The 17,753-nt window shown below is 64.5% G+C and carries 15 protein-coding genes and 1 pseudogene; 7 read left to right on the plus strand and 9 right to left on the minus strand.

Annotated elements, in window-relative coordinates; translation table 11 throughout:
• Positions 1–8: 8 nt before the first annotated feature.
• The 4 genes from VFB33_10090 to VFB33_10105 form a co-directional block, all read right to left on the minus strand.
• The gene (locus tag VFB33_10090) at positions 9–1,145 is read right to left on the minus strand and encodes an efflux RND transporter periplasmic adaptor subunit (GenBank protein HZO82030.1); all 1,137 of its coding nucleotides are present in this window, start codon (positions 1,143–1,145) and stop codon (positions 9–11) included.
• Positions 1,142–2,368 carry a TolC family protein gene (locus VFB33_10095; GenBank protein HZO82031.1) on the minus strand — a complete coding sequence of 409 codons (1,227 nt, stop codon included), beginning with the start codon at positions 2,366–2,368 and terminating at the stop codon, positions 1,142–1,144. The genes VFB33_10090 and VFB33_10095 overlap by 4 nt, the downstream gene beginning before the upstream one ends.
• A gap of 410 nt (positions 2,369–2,778) precedes the next feature.
• Entirely contained in the window at positions 2,779–3,306 is a 528-nt protein-coding gene (locus VFB33_10100; protein HZO82032.1) for a hypothetical protein, read from the minus strand.
• A gap of 75 nt (positions 3,307–3,381) precedes the next feature.
• Complete coding sequence (locus VFB33_10105; protein ID HZO82033.1) at positions 3,382–3,831, minus strand: pilus assembly protein TadG-related protein; 450 nt, start codon at positions 3,829–3,831, stop codon at positions 3,382–3,384.
• Positions 3,832–4,092: 261 nt separating this feature from the next.
• Between VFB33_10105 and VFB33_10110 the strand changes: the two genes are divergently transcribed.
• The 3 genes from VFB33_10110 (at position 4,093) to VFB33_10120 (ending at position 8,586) form a co-directional block, all read left to right on the plus strand.
• Entirely contained in the window at positions 4,093–5,607 is a 1,515-nt protein-coding gene (locus tag VFB33_10110) for an amidase (protein ID HZO82034.1), read from the plus strand.
• A 206-nt stretch (positions 5,608–5,813) separates the two neighbouring features.
• Complete coding sequence (locus VFB33_10115; protein HZO82035.1) at positions 5,814–6,443, plus strand: TraR/DksA family transcriptional regulator; 630 nt, start codon at positions 5,814–5,816, stop codon at positions 6,441–6,443.
• A gap of 463 nt (positions 6,444–6,906) precedes the next feature.
• On the plus strand, positions 6,907–8,586 hold the full coding sequence (locus tag VFB33_10120) for a hypothetical protein (GenBank protein ID HZO82036.1): 1,680 nt from the start codon (positions 6,907–6,909) through the stop codon (positions 8,584–8,586).
• Between the two features lie 20 nt (positions 8,587–8,606).
• On the opposite strand, the gene VFB33_10125 is transcribed toward VFB33_10120, so the two are convergent.
• Complete coding sequence (locus VFB33_10125; GenBank protein HZO82037.1) at positions 8,607–10,040, minus strand: carotenoid oxygenase family protein; 1,434 nt, start codon at positions 10,038–10,040, stop codon at positions 8,607–8,609.
• A 309-nt stretch (positions 10,041–10,349) separates the two neighbouring features.
• On the opposite strand from VFB33_10125, the gene VFB33_10130 reads away from it, so the two are divergent.
• A complete protein-coding gene (locus VFB33_10130) occupies positions 10,350–11,516 on the plus strand; it encodes a cobalamin-independent methionine synthase II family protein (GenBank protein HZO82038.1) in 1,167 nt (388 codons plus the stop codon).
• A gap of 179 nt (positions 11,517–11,695) precedes the next feature.
• Positions 11,696–12,334, plus strand: coding sequence for a hypothetical protein (locus tag VFB33_10135; protein ID HZO82039.1), 639 nt, complete (start codon positions 11,696–11,698; stop codon positions 12,332–12,334).
• 445 nt (positions 12,335–12,779) lie between these two features.
• On the opposite strand, the gene VFB33_10140 is transcribed toward VFB33_10135, so the two are convergent.
• The 3 genes from VFB33_10140 to VFB33_10150 all read right to left on the minus strand — a co-directional run bounded on the left by VFB33_10140 (position 12,780) and on the right by VFB33_10150 (position 14,997).
• Positions 12,780–13,448 carry a trimeric intracellular cation channel family protein gene (locus tag VFB33_10140; protein HZO82040.1) on the minus strand — a complete coding sequence of 223 codons (669 nt, stop codon included), beginning with the start codon at positions 13,446–13,448 and terminating at the stop codon, positions 12,780–12,782.
• 173 nt (positions 13,449–13,621) lie between these two features.
• Positions 13,622–13,939: a hypothetical protein gene (locus VFB33_10145; GenBank protein HZO82041.1), complete on the minus strand. Its 318-nt coding sequence runs from the start codon at positions 13,937–13,939 to the stop codon at positions 13,622–13,624.
• Complete coding sequence (locus tag VFB33_10150) at positions 13,936–14,997, minus strand: amidohydrolase (protein HZO82042.1); 1,062 nt, start codon at positions 14,995–14,997, stop codon at positions 13,936–13,938. Before VFB33_10150 ends, VFB33_10145 begins: the two co-directional genes overlap by 4 nt.
• Here VFB33_10150 and VFB33_10155 point away from each other — a divergent pair.
• Positions 14,905–16,032 (plus strand): annotated as a pseudogene (locus VFB33_10155) (IS3 family transposase). The gene VFB33_10150 and the pseudogene VFB33_10155 sit on opposite strands and share 93 nt — an antisense overlap.
• Before the next feature lie 111 nt (positions 16,033–16,143).
• Here the strand turns inward: VFB33_10155 and VFB33_10160 are convergent.
• A complete protein-coding gene (locus VFB33_10160; GenBank protein HZO82043.1) occupies positions 16,144–16,848 on the minus strand; it encodes a UPF0149 family protein in 705 nt (234 codons plus the stop codon).
• 499 nt (positions 16,849–17,347) lie between these two features.
• Between VFB33_10160 and VFB33_10165 the strand changes: the two genes are divergently transcribed.
• On the plus strand, positions 17,348–17,557 hold the full coding sequence (locus tag VFB33_10165) for a hypothetical protein (GenBank protein ID HZO82044.1): 210 nt from the start codon (positions 17,348–17,350) through the stop codon (positions 17,555–17,557).
• Positions 17,558–17,753: the final 196 nt, after the last annotated feature.

The following is a 17,753-nucleotide window of genomic DNA, read 5'->3' on the forward strand; positions in this document are numbered from 1 at the left end:
TCTCCCTGTTACTTCGCCGCGCCCTTGAGCAGCAGCGCCTTGAGCGTCACGCCGCCGCGGACGACCACGCGGTCGCCCTCGCTGAGGCCCGAGGTGATTTCCACTTCGCCGCCGCCCGCGCTGCCCACGGCGACGTCGCGGACGCCGAAGCGGCCGGGCTCGACCTCGACGAACGCCACCTTGCGCCCGCCGACCTCGTAGATCGCCGATTCGGGCACGGCCAGCACGTCGCGGCCGCCGCGCGCGCTCTCGATCGCCGCCCGCGCGAACATCCCGGGCTTGAGCAGATGGCCCGGGTTGCGGACCTCGATGCGCGCCTTGACCGTGCGGGTCTCGCGATCGACGGTGTCGGCAATATAGCGCACTGCGCCCGCAAAGTGCTGATCGGGATAAGCCTCGACGCTCACCCGCGCAGGCGCGCCGAGCCTGACCCCGGCAAGGTCGTGCTCGAAGATGTTGGCGATCACCCATACGTAGTCGAGGTCGATCACCGTAAGCGGAGTGCTGTCGGCGTCGATCAGCGCGCCGATCGTAAGGTCGCGCTTGACCAGGGTGCCGGCGATGGGTGAGCTGAGCGTGAACTCGGAGAGCGGATGGCCGTTGCCCGACCATGTGAGGTGTTCCAGCTCCTGGGGCGGTATCAGCAGACTGAGGGTCTCGCGCGAGGCCTGGAGCTGCGCGAGCGCGGTGTCGTGCGCGGCGCGCGCCTCGAGCACGTCCTTGTGCGCGGCGATCTTCTCTTCGTAAAGCGTCTGCTCGCGCCGCAGATGCTGGTCGGCGATGCTCTCCAGCGAGCGGGCCTTGAGATAATCAGTCTTCGCTTTGCCCAGCTCGACGCTGTTGAGCACCACCAGCGGCTGCCCGGCGGAGACTTGGGCGCCCGGATCGACCAGCAACTTGACCACGCGCGCCGGGATACGGCTGGTGATGTGGGCGACGCGGTTGGCGTCCGCCTCGACCGTGGCGGTGGCGTTGATCGTGCCCCCGAGCTGGCGACGCTCGACCTTCGCAACTTCCACTGACGCAGCCGCGCCGCGGTCGAGCGTCAGCACCCTATCCGCGGTGGCCGCCGCGCGCGCATGCCCAACGTCGAGCGCCGCAAACAGCGCCGCCGCGCACAAAATCGTCAATTTCGGCCGTCTCACATCCCCCCTCCAGTGGCCAGTTCGAGCGCGACTTCGGCCGCGCGCACGCTGAACCAGGTGTCGAGGTAGGAGGCGCGCGCGTCGTAAGCCTGGCGCTCGGCGACCGAGACGCTGAGAAGATCGATCTTGCCCGCCTGGAAGGCGCGCTCGAGCAGGCTGAAGCTCTCGCGCGCGGGTGCCAGCACCTCGTCCTGGTAGATCGCGAGCGCGCGGCTGGCGGTGGTGTAGGCGATGTAAGCGTCGCGCACTTCCTTGTCGATGTCGAGCTTGTTGGCGGCCAGCCGATAATCGGCCTGGCGCCGGCGGGCGTCGATTATCGCGACTTCGGCCTGCCGACGGTTGAACAGCGGAAGCGGAAAGCTCAAGCTCACGCCGAACGGATGTTCGGCGTTCAGTTCGTGGCCCCCGAAGGCGCCGATGCGCGGGTTGGGCAGAACCAGGCGGCGGTTCAATGCGGCCTCGGCGTCGAGCCGCGCCAGCTCGATCTCGCGCGCGCGCAGGTCGGGGCGGTTGCGATGCGCGGCGGCGAGCAGCGACTCGACGTCGAAGCCGGAGAGCTTGAGGTCGAAGTCGCCGGCCGGCTCAGGCTGCGGCCCGGCGGCGCCCCCCAGCAGACGGCCCAGGCTGGTGCACTGCAGCTGGTAGCGCTGGCGCGCTTCGAGCAGGGCGCGCGCACTCTGTCCGTGGCGCACCTCGGCGAGGTTGTAATCGATGTAGCCAATCTCGCCCGCTTTAAGCCGCGCGCGCGCCGCCGTCAGCAGGCGCGAGTCGAGCCGTTCCAGCTCGCCCACCAGCGCAAGCTGCTGCTTGGCGCGCAGCGCCTCCAGAAAGGTCATCCTGACCGCTGCGGTCAGCAGGCGGCGCCGATCGCGCACCAGCGCGGCCGTCTCCGCGTAGCCGAGGTTGGCTGACTTCATGCGCAGCGCGCGCTGCCCGAAGATTTCGAGCTCCTGGCTGAGCCCGACGCGCCAGTCTTGCGAGTTGGAGCGGTGATCGCGCGGCCGATAATCGAATTCGGAGTCGAGTTGAGGGTTGAACTGGCTCAGATAGCCCGCGCGAATCTGCTCGCCGGCCGCGACTCGCAGCTCCTGCGCGGTGGCGGCGAGATCGGGATTATGCGCCAGCGCGAGCGGAATCGCCTCGGCCAGCGTGACGCCGGCGGCCGCGGCCGATCCTGTTGAATGCGCGGCGACAAAGGCGAGCGCCAGCACAAGCACTCGCACGCGCCATCCCTTGCCATGGGTCGAACGGGTAAGTGTTGGGCGAGATGCGATAGGCCAATCGCCCCTCCCGAATTGCTCCATCGCTTCCTTCCGAAAAGAAAGATCAGCAAGAGGCGTACCGCCGCGAACGGGGTGAATCAAATCCTGCCGCCGGGTTACGATGATGGCTGTTGCTAAAAAGGTCTCAGGCTGTCTCCATCGGCTACAGTTCGCAGCTCTTCGGGTTCCCTGCCTTGCCACGAGTTGGCAGTACATGGTGGCGAAATTCCATCTTAATGCGGAATTTGGCCACAATTTCGCTCCGCCTGATAGAGAGGCGAGGCGATACCTATTTATAAGCGGAAGCTGCCGACAGTTGCGCCTCCAGCTAATCGCAACAATAGTCCCGCCGGCCGTGCTTCAGTCAGCGTTCAGGTGGCCGGCCACCACGCTATCGCCGCGCATCCATTATCGGGACATAGAACCGCCTTGAGCGGCGCGTGGCCGAACTGGGAAGCGTCGTTTATCGGGAGGCCGCACCCGGCGACCGGCGCGATTGGCACAGCCGTGATCGTGGCGTCGTTTCCAGTCACGCCGGTGATGAAGAGCGTCATGAAGTCGAGAATCTTGACAGTGGTCTTGCCGCCTTTTGGCGCCGCGCTCCAATCAACCAGCGGCACCATCGCGACCTGGGGATTCTCTGACGATATACTCATCGATGCCTGCTGCGTGGCGCTCGTCGGCGCCTGGTAGTAGGGCTGGCCATTCATCCGGTCGACCATGGCCTGGCGTGTCGGTCCCACGACGTTTCCGGTTTCGCTGCTGACCAGTTCGCCGACCGTCAGCAATTGCGGGTAGCCCTGAGCGACTAAAGTCCTGTAATCGGCTCCTCCGCTAGCGTCGAGCGCCAGCGGCGCCCAGTTGCCGGACTGCGCGACCTGGAGATTTTTCAGCGTCACGGCCTTGTAGCTCGGCTGACCCAGCGCATCGGTGTAGCCCTCCTTGCAGGTGAAAGAGCCCGAGCCAATCCGGGCCTAGTCGGTGCACTGCACGCCGAACGGCAGTACGCCGCACGCGGCGGTGGTGGGAAAAACTCCGGCCACCGCTTTGACCGCAACCTTGGCCCGGGTGAGGCCGATCATTTTGAAGAAGTAGTAGGGAACGTCGCGCATCACGACCACCGTCACCGAGCGCGCATCGGCGGCGGGCGCGATTTCCACGATTTCGCTCTGCGCGATCCCGTTGCGTTGGACGTACTCGGTCGCGTGAGCGACGACCATCTGAGTGTTCGTGGTCGCCGGATTTCCAGTCAGATATCCGGCGCCGGCGAGCGCGCCGGCGTCAGCAGCCTTCTGGAGCCGGCCCCATTCGAGATAGAGCACCGCCATATCGGTGCACATGCCCATTGCGCCCAACAGAACCAGCACGATGAGGGTAAACATGACGGCGAACTGGGCTTTGGAAAACCGGTGTAATTTGCTCATTGCTCTCGCTTTTCCTTGCACTCGCACCCAAGCGAAGCACCTGGCATGCCAATTAGCTCAAACCTGTGATTAGGTTGTGAACTTTCGCCCGGCCCGTATCCGATGGACACATTTCCGCTGCCATATGGCCGTTTGCCAATTCGGCTATCGCCAAGGCCGGGACGGGCGCGCATAGCTATGGGGCAAAGCCTCCCCGTTTGGACGCTGCACGACAAACAGCCTATAAGGACAGCCATAAGTCTCGCTCAAGGAGGAATCGCGATGGCGGTCCAGATGCCCAGCCTCGAACAATTGCGCGCGGTCGCGCGTCAGTGCGGCCTGTCGCTGGACGATTCCGACCTCGAATCGTTCCGCGCCCTGCTTGCCCCCTACATCCGCTCCTACAAGATCGTCGCCGCGATGCCGGACGAGGTGCCGCAGGTCAAATATCCGCGCACCCCGGGCTATCGGCCGGGTCCGGAGGAGAATCCGCATAACGCCTGGTATGTCAGAACCTCGGTCAAGGGCGCACCCGAGGGCAGGCTCAAGGGCAGAACGGTTGCGCTGAAGGACAACGTCATGCTCGCCGGCGTGCCGATGATGAACGGGGCGGCGACGCTGGAGGGCTACGTGCCTGACTTCGATGCCACCATTGTCACGCGGATCCTCGATGCTGGCGGCGAAATCGCGGGCAAGGCTCACTGCGAATACTTCTGCCTTTCCGGCGGCAGCCATACCAACGCCACCGGCCCCGTGCACAACCCCCATCGCAAAGGCTATTCGGCGGGCGGCTCGTCGTCAGGTAGCGCCGTGTTGGTGGCGGCGGGCGAAGTTGATATGGCGATTGGCGGTGACCAAGGCGGCTCGATCCGGATGCCATCGTCGTTCTGCGGCATCTACGGGATGAAGCCGACGTGGGGGCTGGTGCCGTACACGGGAATAATGCCGATCGAGATCTTCGTCGATCATACAGGCCCGATGACGCGCAGCGTGGCCGACAACGCACTGCTGCTTGAAGTGATCGCCGGCGACGACGGCTACGACCCGCGGATCAAGGCGCCCGTACTCCATCCGTACTCGCGGATGCTGGAAGGCGGAGTCAAAAACCTCAGGATCGCGATCGTCAAGGAGGGCTTCGGCCATCCCAACTCCGAGGCGGCGGTGGACGAAAAGGTGCGCGCCGGCGCGCAGCGTTTCGCGGCGCTCGGCGCGCGCGTCGACGAGGTGTCGATTCCGATGCATCTGGAGGCGGGGGCGATCTGGACGCCGATCGGAACCGAGGGCCTCACGCAGACCATGATGTACGGCGACGGCTACGGGGTGAGCCGGGACGATCTCTATTCGACCTCGCTAATGGATTTCCATCGCGGATGGCGCCAGCGCGCGGGCGAGCTGTCGGAAACCACCAAGTTGTTTCTGATGCTCGGCACCTACGTGCGCGAGAATTACGGCTCGCGCTACTACGGCAAGGCGATCAACATCGTGCGCCGCCTGCGCGCAGCCTACGACGCGGTGCTCGCGCGCTACGACCTGTTGCTGATGCCGACGACGCCGATGAAGGCAACCCCGATCCCGGCTGCCGACGCCAGCCGCGAGGAATACGTCGCCCGCGCGCTCGAGATGATCGCCAACACCGCGCCCTTCGACCTCACGCATCATCCGGCGATGTCGCTGCCGTGCGGAATGGTGGACGGACTGCCGGCAGGGCTGATGCTGGTCGGACGCCACTTCGACGAGCCAACCATCTATCGCGCGGCTTTCGCCTTCGAGCAGGCGAAGGACTGGAAGACGATGTAGCGCAAGTCGGGAAAATCCCGGGCCGGTCGGGAAAATGGCCACAGCCGGTGTCCCCTCCGGCGGCGACGGCCCTGGCGTCTGTCGCGCGCATCCTTGCGCCTGCGCACGCATCGCTCGCCTTTTGCGCCTAGTCCGATGGCCAAAAGCCCGTGGCATGAACTTCGCTTTGCAGGTCTGGTCTGTAACGCGAGAGGAGGAAGGAAGCCATGCCACAGAATCAAACATCGACCCACGACCGCGATTCGTCGCTCCAGCAGATTCTCTCGCACGAAAGAAACATCACCCTGGCGCGCGTGCGTGAATATCGCGCTGCCCAGGAGCAGGAAGCGCCGGCCACGCCCGGCGACGAGCTCGATGCCGCGCGCGCCCTCTCCGACGTCGAGACTCATGCGAGCCTGATCGAGCGCGCCGAGGAGCGCCTGCGCAGCATCGACCTCTGTTTCAACTTGCTCGAACGCGGGCGCTACGGGCTCTGTGCCAAGTGCGGCGAGGAGATCCCGCTCGAACGCCTGAAGGTCGTCCCCTTCGCGACCTTCTGCATCGACTGCCAGCAGAGCCGCGACCGCGCACGCCATCTCGGCGAAGGCAGACTCGGCGAACCCTTCGCGCGCAACTGGGACCTGCCGGAGGAGATGGCGGAGCCGACCGAAGGTTCGCACGACGAATTCGTCGCGCTCCCGCAGGAAGGCCCCGAGGAAGAAGCGCCCGCCTTCGGCGAGTTGGAACTCGGCGAGGGCGCGGGCAGCGCGCGCAAAGGCCGACGTCCGCGCGCCGCTGGCCGGCCGCGCGCGGCGGTCAAGCCGCGCGCTGCGCGCAAGTCCAAACGCTCCGCCTGACACGCGCGCGGGCGCCGCTTGTATTGCCGAGAGCGGCGCCCGCCATCGCGTACACGCCGGCGGTCCGAAGCAAAGCCCGGCGAGGCCTTCGCATCGATCCACTGAGCAAGGAACGCCCGCGACCGCGGGCGGAGAATCCACGCGCCGCAAGTTCTCCGCGAAACCGGCGTGATATATCACGCCGCCCGCAATCCGATTTGATACGCATACCGAGGACGGGTCTCCGATGAGAGCCTGATAACCGGCGTCTGATCGTTCGAGTTTGTCACAACCGCTATAGTCAGTGCCATTGGGAAGGTGACCAAGCCCCATGGCTGAAATTGACTATTCAATACGCCGCGTTCATCGGTTCACGACTGAGCATTCCACCTTAGCCGCAATATCCGTCGCGTTCGCCGCGTTTGCCGCCGTTGCCCTGCTGCGACCGGCCACAACGCGGGCGCAAACGCCACAGGCGACTATCGTGCTGAACAGCGCATCGGCGATGACCTTTCAGCACGACGATACCCGCTGGCAGCTCGATAACAGCGGCGGCCTCGACTGGACGGTCACCGTCACCAAGGCTGCGGTCAACGGCCCTACGATCGACGTGGACGGCTTTATTGCGGTCACCAATAGCGGCAAGGGCGGAGCCACGATCGACAACGTCGTGGTCAATCTCCAGAGCCAGTGCCGGGGCGGATGGGCGTCGGCTGCCGCCGACATCGCCGACATCATGCACGGCGTGCACGCCGCCTACGCCAATATCGTCGCGGCCGCCTCCAGCGAGGACCCCGCGCTCAACGCGCAGTGCCGTTCGGTTGCAAACTACAAGGTGACCCCGCTTACCGGCCAGAGCGCGCTCGAAGGCACCTTCTTTACCTCCGCAGCGTCGGGTCCGCTGCGGGTCAAGGCGAGGGGCAACAGCATTTTTGCGCAACGGCCGCGATTCAAAGTCCAGCCGACACAGACCGCGCGGCTGTTCTTTACCGCCGGCTTCGATAACACGATCCTCGGCTTTCCCGTCGGTACGCCGCTGCGCGCCGAAATTATCGTGAGCTTCAACAACGCCGGCGGCTCCGGCGGCAGTGGCTTCCTCGCCTTCGGCATCGACACCGACGGCGACGAGGGCCCGGCCACCGGCGTGATCACCACCGACCAGAGCGACGACGACCTGTGGGCGCGCAGCATCGGGTTCCGCCGCCGGGCGCTGCTGGCGGCGCCGATCCACGCCAACGCGCGGGTCACTCTGGCAGACCCCGAAGGCAGGCTCAGGATTGTCAGCGGCGGCGGCGCCCTGTCGAATTTCAGCACCGAGATTGGCGGCGGCACCGGCAGCGAGCTAATTCGCGGCGGCACGCTTGGCGTCGGCGGGGAAGTCGTGCGCGCGGCGAGTGTGACGCTGACTCCGGCGCCCGACGGAGCCACGCTCGGCAACTGCGCCTCGCTCCGCGGCGTGCCGCGAACGGTCGCGCTGGCAATCACCGATCCCCTCACCGGTCTGCCGCTGACCCATCAGTTCCCCGTGGGCATCCCGGCCTCGCTTGCGGCGTGCAACCTGGCCTCGGTGATGGGCAACGCGCCGCGGTTCGCGCCGGGCTCCTTCTGCACGTACACGCAGCGCGAATGGGCCGAGCCGCCTGTCGGCGGCAACGCCGGCAGCGTGCTCGCCAATCATTTCGCGGCGCAATTTCCCGACGGCGTCCACGTCGGCGTGAGCGCGGCCACCTGCGCGGCGGGCGCCTTCGACAACAAGTTCACTTCGCCGGTCCGGATCGGCGATTACCTGGCCCGCAGGGGTACACCGGCGCCGCTTACGGCCTGCCAGACCAACGCGACTGACGATACCGCGGGCGCGCTCGGCGGCGAGGTGTTGGCGCTCGCGCTCAACGTCGATTTCAACGACGGCGGATTCATCCTCGGCACCGACGGCACTTCCTTCGGCGACCTGTTGGTATGCGGCACCGGCACCCGCTTCGACGGCAAGAGCGTCGCCCAGGCGCTCAAAATCGCAAATCGGGTGCTGGCCGGCGGCGCGCTGCCCGCGGGCGCGACGGTGGCGACGGTCAGAGGAGTGGCAGCGGCGCTCAACGGCGCGTTCGACAGTTGCGCCGCACCTTCGTCATGGGCGGAGCTGCACCTGGCTAAGGGCGGCTGCCCGTGATTCGTGATAGCCGCCTGCGCCTATGCGCGAAGGAAAACTTGTTCGGTGAAGCAGCCATGGAAGCCGAAGGGCACGTGATGCCTGAGCTGGACGACGGCGAGCGGCTTCGCCGCGACGTCGCGCGCGTCGAGGATCACGACCTTGGTGCGCCGGGTGCTCGAGTCGAAGACCAGCGTGACCAGGTATCCTTCGTCCTCTGCGCGGCCCTCGGGCGCAGGGATAAAGACCGGCTCTCCCACGTATCCGTCGGGCGAGAAGTCATGCGCGTGTGATTTTCCGGTTTCGAGATCGATTTTCGTTACGAGCTGCTGAAGCCCCGACGCCCTCTTCGGACTCGTTACGACATAGGCATAGCGGTAGTGCGAGCCGACACGGCGCGGGCTCATCCGGGGAAACTCGACCTTGTCTCCGACGTCGATATCTCTGCTTTCAACTTTGCCCGAGCCGGGATCAATAGCCAGTCGAGTGAAAGTCGACATCCCTTCGCTCGGCCAGTCGGTGCGCCAGAAGTTCCGCAGCGCATCGCCGATCGCGCCGTAGTCCGGGTAGCGGGCGACGTCGACGAGGATCAAACCTTCGTCCTCGTAGGCGTTGGCAAAATGGAACTGAAAGAACGGCGCGGTTTCGATCCATACCGGCGCGGCGCCGCGGTCCCGGCGCACGATCAGGATCCGCGTCGGCTGGCTGCCGTCCCACGCGAGCGCGCCGTCGTAGCTGTCGAAGCCTAGAATCATCCGGTACAGATGCAGCCTGATCGGTCCGATGCAGAAGACCATGAAACGGTCGGTGATCACGAAATCGTGATTCATCACCGGGTAGGGCAGATCGATCGCTGGATACGCGTCGAGTGCGCCCGCCGGATCGATCCGATACGGCCGCAACACACTCACGCGGCCATAGTCGATTCCGAAATTGAACAGTTCGCCGCTGCGCGGGTCGATTTTGGGATGAGCGGAGAAGGTGCCGACGCGGCCGCCAAAATCGGCGAGCCCGACCGTGCCCAGATCGGCCGGCGAGAGCTCGGTCGGCGCTCCTCCCTCCCATAGCGCGAGCAGTTTGCGGTGATGGTAGACGACCGAGGTGTTCGCGACGTTTTGCGGCGCGCGCAGGGCGTTGGCGATAACGCCGCCGGCGCGCATTTTGCCGAAGCCGCGGTAGAGCACGCGGCCGGCGGCGGTTTCATCGACGTAGTTGCGCGTGCGGACGTAGCGGTTACGGAAATGGATCCGCCCCTCGCGGAACGTGATCGCCGAAATCATCCCGTCGCCGTCGAACCAGTGCGGAAACCAGTGGCCGGCAAGGTCGTTGCGCGCCGGCCCATTGCGCAACAGCGTCCCGCTAAGCCCAGGCGGAACGGTTCCTTCGACCTCTTCGACCCAGTAGTCGTTCTCTGACTGGGCAGCCGCGAAACCGGCGCTCCACGGATGGCCGCCCTCGGGTGCGGGACGAGGCATCTCGGGCTTTTCTGCCGTCACGGTCGAGCACCCGGTGCCATACAGCGCCCCCGGAAGGGCGATCGCTCCGGCGGCGCCGGCGACAACGAATTCGCGGCGGGTGAGAGGCGCAGACACATCGACAGGCTACAGATTCGAGTAATTTGATGTCAAGAAGCGATTTGACATGACTATGAGCGTCCAGGCGCGCTGAAACTGGAAATATCTCCGCTCGAGCCGCCGCTGGCCTCGCGTGCGGTCCGGCGCTAAAAGCTTGGAAGAATTCGCCGCCGCGTCCCGTGCGGCGCGCCGTGATCGGGAGATCCGTCGATGCTTAACGCGACCAAGGACCTGAAGCTGGCGACCGCGATGGTGGGTTCGTTTCCGCGCCCGTCGTGGTTCACCGAGAGCCTGCGCGGGCGGCCGTTCAAGGTCGCGATGGGCGATTCGCTCTACCGCGAGCAGTATCTCGACACCGTCGCCTGCTACATCAACGAGCAGGAGCGCGCCGGGCTCGACATTCTGACCGACGGCGACGCCCGCTTCGACCTCGAAGTCGGCGGCCGTTCGTGGTTCTTCTACGTCATCGAGCGCCTCGGCGGAGTCTCCGGCTTCCGCGACAGCTCGCACTTCCTGGAGTACGCCGACATCCGTCCCGGCCACATCCTCTACGAGGTCCAGGAGGCGTACCATCCGCCGGCGGTGACGGGAAAGATCACGCGCGGGCCGCTGCATTACGCGGCGATCTGGAAGAGCGCGCAGAAGATGACGCGCAAGCCGGTCAAGTTCGGCGGCATCAGCGCCACCTGCCTGCCGATGATGCTGTGGAACGAGTTCTACCGCGACGATCACGAAATGGTGATGGATCTGGCGGCGGCGCTCAACGAGGAGCTGCGCGAGCTGGCGGCCGCCGGATGCCCGCTAATCCAGATCGAAGAGCCGCCGCATCATTTCGCCTGCTGCACCACGCCGCCGGCGAGCGACAAGGAGCTCGAGTTTTTCACCCGCGCCTTCAACCGCGAAGTCGAGGGCGTCAACACCGAGGTCTGGGCGCATACCTGCTGGGGCAATCCCAACCAGCAGAGCTTCTACTGGGAGCGGCCGAGCTACGAGCGCTCGCTGCCCCACCTGCTCGCGCTCGACGCCGACGTGCTGACGCTGGAGTGCGCGAGCAACCAGGGACGCGACCTGCCGCTGCTGAAGCATCATCGGACCAGCAAGAAAATCGCGATCGGCGTGATCAACCATACGGTCACGACGGTCGAGCCGCCGCAGATGATCGCGGACCTTATCCGCAAGGCGTTGGAATACGTGCCGCCGGAGCGCCTGATCGTCACCGCCGACTGCGGCTTCGGACGCGAAGGGCTCTCGCGGCGGATTGCGTTCTACAAGTGCGTGGCGCTGGTACAGGGGACGAACATCGTGCGGCGCGAGCTCGGCCTGCCCGAGGCCGAAATCCGCGCCGCCGACCCGCGGTTTGCGTTCCGCCAGGCGTAGCGTGGCGCGCGCGTGAGAATCCGCACCGCGCGCACCATTAGCCATCCGCGCGTGATGCGCACGGTTGCGGGCGCCTGAGCGCCCGGCGCGTCGGCGCGGCGGACCGGCCGACTGTGCCGGCCGGCAAGATTGTTCAGGCGCGCGGAATAACTCGCTGAGTAGTCCGCTGAATCCGATTTATGGAAAGGATTTTCCTCGATAGGCGATATCGACGGAAGCGGCGTCCACACAAACGTGCGATTAGGTGGTGTAAAGATCATCTGCGCGCGCTTGCTATCACCGGCGGATTCCTGGTCGCCCTCGTTGCTTGTCTCCGGTACTTCGCCAGCGGAGCCGTTCTTTCCATGGGGGTCGTAAGCTTCGCCGGCATTGCCGGGTCTGTCCCGAAAAAACAAGTGGCCGTGGCGTTCCAAATAGAGAACAGCGGCCGCAGTCCGGCCCTTATCTCGGAGATGAACGCATCGATCAAGCTGCTGTGGTACGGCGATTTGCCGAACAAGCCCGAGTACGCGGTTGAGCCTGAAACCACGGAGCGCCCGCGCTACCGGCCGGTCATGGCGGGGGAGAGCCGCCGCGTGGTTCTTCTTCTGACCTTCGCCGGCGGAATGGGCGTCATCGACGAGCAACTGATCAAGCTCCTCAAAGGCGGCGTGGCGCGGCTGTACGTTTACGGCTTCGTCGTTTACCGCAACGGTCTGTTGCTCGCACCGTTGACCTACGTGACCGGCTTCTGCGCTCGCTATAATCCGCAGACGGACATCTTCGACGACTGCGAAAACCCCGCCTACGAGTACAGGTACGCCACGGCAAGTAAATGAGACTCGATTCCCCGGTGGACAAGGTCCGCGGCGCTGCCGCGCTCGTCGCTGCCGCGCTGACGTCCCGGTGGCGTCTGCGCATTGTCGGATCGTCGACGACGCCGGGATTCTGATGGTGAGCCGTCCCGGACACTACAAGAGGTATACGACAGCTAGAGTCGCGGGCCCGACCTGCTCGCGCAGCACCCCGATGATCTTCTCCCCGCTGAAGCGGCTCCCTTTCATCGCCCGTCTCCTTATTCAGGCGACGGACTCTACCTCAAATCGGCAGTTTTCGGGGAGCACGCCACCTCAAGATTCCTATCGCCGACCGGAGTCGATCGGAGAACTTCGATGCCTCATCAAGGGGCCAATTACGGTTAAAGACTAGGGTGCATTAAGACAGGTGCGCTCAATCGGTACCCGATCATCGGTGCAATATTGATCTGATCGTCATCGCGACGGGTCAGGACCTCCAAAATTTCTCCTCTTGGCTTTCGTTAGCCTTCGGAGCTGCACGCTTTTGCGCGAAACGGGCGACAGGGAGATGCCAGCCACGCAGCATCGCCATCAGGCGTAGCGCGAAGCAGGCCGCCGCACCTGCGAGCATCATAGGAGCAGGCGGTAGATGCAGAGCGTAACCCACGACGACCGTTGCGGCGCCGGCAAGCGCCGCGACTGCATAAATATCTTCCCGCAAAACCACAGGAATTCGCATTGCGAGCACGTCTCGCATCATGCCGCCGCCGATCCCAGTCAGCATTCCGAGCAACGCGGCCATCACCGGGTTGAGCCGGTAGGTTACGGCTTTTTGGGTACCGGTCACGGCAAAAAGTGCGAGACCCGCCGCGTCGAAGACGAGCACCGGGCTACGCATGCGATCGACGAGCGGATACCAAAAAAACGTTATTAACCCGGCAAGTGCGGAGACTCCGAGATAACGCCAATCCGCTATCGCCGCCGGCGGCAGCGAGCCGATCATCAGGTCGCGAGTGATGCCGCCGGCGTTGCCCGTCGCGAATGACAGGACCAATACGCCGAAGAGGTCCATTTCGCCCTGCACTCCAACTGCCGCGCCACTTATCGCGAAGACGAACGTGCCAACAAGATCGAGCACCAGCAGGAGCACACGCATCGCGACACCTCTCGGTTTAAGTGTAACGAGGGCGAGCTCTAGATAATCGCTGAAGCTATCGAATGTCTGGTGTTCCCGCCCTGCTAACACCAACTGCTGCCTTCCTCCGATTTGCTCTTTGCAGATACCGTAAGAGGATACATCCATTTTCTTAATAGGAGACCAATACTTCATTAAGGCGCGAGCCATGCAAGGGCCGCAACGGCGAATGCCATCACGCCCATCTCCAGTGTGGGATGGAGCACCGGCGCGAATTGTGGATTATGGTTCGTTGGGAGGTCATTGAGTCTACCCGCCTGCTCGGCTTGCCTGTAGGTGTCGGCGTCAGTGCCACCAACAAACCAAAATACCGAGGGCACGTGCCACTCCGCTCCAAAACATCCGAAGTCCTCGCTTGCCGTCGTCGGTTTCGTTTCGCGCACGCGATCATCAGAAAACTGCCGACGAAACGCACTTACCACGCGCTTGGTCGCTTCCGGATCATTCTTCACGAGAGAGTAGCGGTCCAGTAGCGTAATCTCCGGAGACTTGAGGGCGCCGGACGCCGCCGCTTCGGCCTTGACAATGCGTTCAATCGCCGCGAGTACGTGTTGACGGACACCTCGTCATAGGAGCGCACGTTCAACTTGATAATCGCGCCATCGGGAATGACGTTTTCCTTCTCACCAGCCTGGAGCGAACCAATTGTGAGAACCGCGGCTTCGGTTGGCGCGACCTCGCGGGAAACGATGGTTTGCAGGCGCAGAACTGTTGCCGCCGCCATAACGACCGGATCGATGCTGGCCTGCGGCATGGAGCCATGCGCACCGCGGCCGAACATCCGGATTTGCAGGCTATCGGCGGCCGAGGTGATTATGCCTGCGCGGGTGCTGAGTGTACCAGCCGGCTCGGCCATGACATGCTGACCCAGAACGACGTCGGGTTTCGAAAAGCGAGCGAACAGCCCGTCATCTATCATTGCCTGAGCGCCCTGCGCCACCTCCTCTCCTGGTTGGAAGACCGCCATCAGTGTTCCCTGCCACTTACCGCGGTCTTTAGCCAGGAGCGCGCTGGCGCCAGCCAACCAAGCCACATGCATATCATGACCGCAGGCATGCGCCACGGGCACGGTCTCGCCCGCGCTGTCGATGGCGGTAACCGTGCTTGCGTAAGCCAGTCCAGTCGCCTCCTTGACTGGTAAGGCATCCATATCGGCGCGCAGCATTACCGTCGGTCCAGGGCCATTGCGCAACAGGCCAACGACGCCTGTTTTGCCGATTCCCGCGGTCACGTCATATCCGGCGGCGCGCAGTCGGTCCGCCGCCAGCCGGGCGGTTCGCGTCTCCTGCATTGACAGTTCCGGACGCGCGTGCAAATCGGTGTAAAATTTTTCCAGCTCCGGGAGAAGCTCATGGCCTGCCCCCCGAAAACTCCGCCAAATTGAGGTAGAGTCCGTCGCCTGAAAAGGAGACGGGCCATGAAGGGAACTCGCTTCAGCGAGGAGCAGATCATCGGGGTGCTGCGCGAGCAGGAGGCCGGCGCGAAGACTGAGGAGGTGTGCCGGCGCCACGGCATCTCGACCGCCACTTTTTACAAGTGGAAGTCGAAGTACGGCGGCCTGGAGGTCTCGGACGCGAAGCGGCTCAGGGCGCTGGAGGATGAGAACCGGCGACTAAAGCGGCTGCTGGCCGATTCGCTGCTCGACAACGCGGCACTCAAGGACCTGCTCGGAAAAAACGTCTGAAGCCTGCGGCGCGGCGAGAAGCAGTGATCCGGGTGATGGAGCGTCACGGGCTGAGTCAACGGCGGGCGTGCGAGCTGGTCGGAGTGGATCGTTCGACCATGCGCTACCGATGCAAACGGCAGGAAGACACGGCAATAAGGGAACGACTGCGCGAGCTGGCTGCGGAACGCCGGAGGTTTGGGTATCGGCGCTTAGGCTGGATGCTCGCCCGCGAAGGTCACACCATCAATCGCAAGAAGCTGTACCGGATCTATCGCGAGGAGCGGCTCATGGTGCCGGCGGCGAGGGCGCAAGAGGGCATTAGGGACATGAACACCGATGATGTTGCCGAACAGGATCAACCAGCGGTGGTCGTTGGACTTCGTCTCGGACACGCTCAGCGACGGCCGGCGCTTCCGCATCCTGTGCGTCGTCGACGACTACAGTCGCGAATGCCTGGCCACGGTAGTCGACACCTCACTGGGCGGCGTGCGCGTGGTGCGTGAGCTGGAGCGCCTGGTGGACGAGCGAGCGCTACCGGAGACGGTGGTCAGCGACAACGGAACGAAACTGACTAGTGGTGCGGTGCTGCGCTGGGCGACCAGGCGGGTGGCGTGGCACTACATCGAACCGGGCAAGCCGGTGCAGAACGCCTTCATCGAATCGTTCAACGGCAAGCTGCGCGACGAGTGCCTGAACGAGCACGTGTTCTCGGCCTTGGCGGAAGCGCGGACGATCATCGAGGCCTGGCGACAGGACTACAACCAACTGCGGCCACACTCGAGTCTCGGCGCGATGACGCCGAGCGAGTTCGCGGCGCTTAAACGGGAGCAACCGATACCGCCCGAGCAGGGCGGATTAACCGGCGGACTCTACTTATGAATGGCGGGAAAATGGGGGGCAGGCCATCGTCAGCATCAACGGCGAGAGCTTCCGCCTCAAGGACAAACGCAGGGCGGGAGTGCTCGGGAAGGGCGCGAAGCACTGCGGGAATCAGGCCCCGGCGCTCGCGCAGCAGCGCTTGTACTTGCGCCCGCTCCCGCAGGGACACGGATCATTGCGCCCCACGCGCAGCGAGCGCGGGCGGATCGAGGCCTGCCGCAAGGCTGCGCTCCGCTCGCGCCACTGCTCGCGCCAGTACCTGCTGATCGCGATCACCGAAGGCTCCAGAGCATCCAGCGCGGCCCGCTCGGCGGCGTCCGGATCGATGTCCGCCTCGAGCAGTTTCCAGCCGTCTTCGGTGCCGAGGGTTGCGATCGGCCGCAGCATCGCGCGGTTCTCGGTATCGGTGAGAAGCGGCTGCCATGCCTCGGACGCAAGGCTCACGCCCGCCATGAAGCCCCAGCACCAGTCCTCGGCGATCGGATAGGTCGTGCCCTCCACCTTGCGCTCCCACAGAATCGGTGCGAACTCGGGCGGCTCCTCGAACAGGAAACTCAGCGTGTTGAAACGGCGCATGATCAGGCTGATCACGCGTTGCGCCTGCGCTGACGACTCGAACCGCGGCTCGCCCTCGCCGCCCCAGATCGTCTGGAGCCACACGCTTGGCGGGACCACCTCTGGACCGATCACCAGCGAGGTCAGAAACCCGTCCAGCGTCACGATGTCCAGGCTCTCCTCGGGGGTGGCGTCGGACATCAGGAACTCATCGAGTTCCGCAATCTCCTGATCGGAAAGCGGTTCGTTCAGCTCAATCATCGACACCGATCCTCGCTCCCAAAAAGACTCGCCGCTTCACTGCCGTCCCGCAAGCCATCGGATCTTCGCCCGTCCACAATAACCGCAGCATTCAACGGAGCGGCGAGGGGGAAGGTCCCCCTCGCGCTCCCCCTGTTCAGAGCGCACTGAGATGGGTCAGTTTTACTTCGGCGATTCCGCGCAAAGGCGGGTCAGAATTAAACCGGCGTTGACACCCCCAAGCGCGCCCATCCGCCGGCCCGGCCTGACCTACCCGCTTTCTCCCTTTCGCCACCGCTCTAAATGGTGGCGTGTGCTCCGCTAGCACGCCGCGCCAGCCCTGACCGGACGCTTCGCTCTGGCACGTCCTGCCGCCCGCTCCGCCCACGCATCTGAGGAATCTGCGCACGGGCCTCCAATTCGAGTGCGAGAGGCCCGCGCGGAAAAAGTTGTGCGGGGACGAAGCAGACAGCGCCCTGCCGCTTACGCGGAAGCGGGCGAAGCCAGAGGAGGACCAACGATGCGACGTAGGTTCAAATGCGACCCCAAATGGATCACCGTCCGGTATCCGGCCACATGCGCCAAGCCCGGCTGTGAAATTCCGATAACTCGGGGCGAACGCGCGTTCTACTATTCCGAAGATCGAACCCTTTACGGCTCCCGATGCGGGCACGGCGAGGAAGCGGCCCGCGACTTCGCCGCCCATCGGATCGACGAAGACGGCTACTGAGCGAGGAGGCATGGGACGATGGACGTTTACGCAATCGTGACGGAGAAGATCATCGATCTGCTGGAAAGCGGCGTGGTGCCGTGGCGCCGGCCGTGGACCTCGACGGGGTTGCCCCGCAATCTGATCACCAAGAAGCCGTATCTAGGCATCAACCACTTTTTGCTTTCGGCGTCGAAATTCGTATCGCCCTTCTGGC

The sequence above is a fragment of the Candidatus Binataceae bacterium genome (assembly GCA_035650475.1).
GTDB lineage: Bacteria > Desulfobacterota > Binatia > Binatales > Binataceae > JAKAVN01.

Bases quoted from the DNA above. Each gene is read 5' to 3' on its own strand.
- VFB33_10130 (HZO82038.1), top strand. From the start codon at position 10,350: ATGCTTAACGCGACCAAGGACCTGAAGCTGGCGACCGCGATGGTGGGT.
- VFB33_10140 (HZO82040.1), bottom strand. From the start codon at position 13,448: ATGCGTGTGCTCCTGCTGGTGCTCGATCTTGTTGGCACGTTCGTCTTC.
- VFB33_10165 (HZO82044.1), top strand. From the start codon at position 17,348: ATGCGACGTAGGTTCAAATGCGACCCCAAATGGATCACCGTCCGGTAT.
- VFB33_10110 (HZO82034.1), top strand. From the start codon at position 4,093: ATGGCGGTCCAGATGCCCAGCCTCGAACAATTGCGCGCGGTCGCGCGT.
- VFB33_10135 (HZO82039.1), top strand. From the start codon at position 11,696: ATGGAAAGGATTTTCCTCGATAGGCGATATCGACGGAAGCGGCGTCCA.
- VFB33_10105 (HZO82033.1), bottom strand. From the start codon at position 3,831: ATGAGCAAATTACACCGGTTTTCCAAAGCCCAGTTCGCCGTCATGTTT.
- VFB33_10160 (HZO82043.1), bottom strand. From the start codon at position 16,848: ATGATTGAGCTGAACGAACCGCTTTCCGATCAGGAGATTGCGGAACTC.
- VFB33_10115 (HZO82035.1), top strand. From the start codon at position 5,814: ATGCCACAGAATCAAACATCGACCCACGACCGCGATTCGTCGCTCCAG.
- VFB33_10125 (HZO82037.1), bottom strand. From the start codon at position 10,040: ATGCCTCGTCCCGCACCCGAGGGCGGCCATCCGTGGAGCGCCGGTTTC.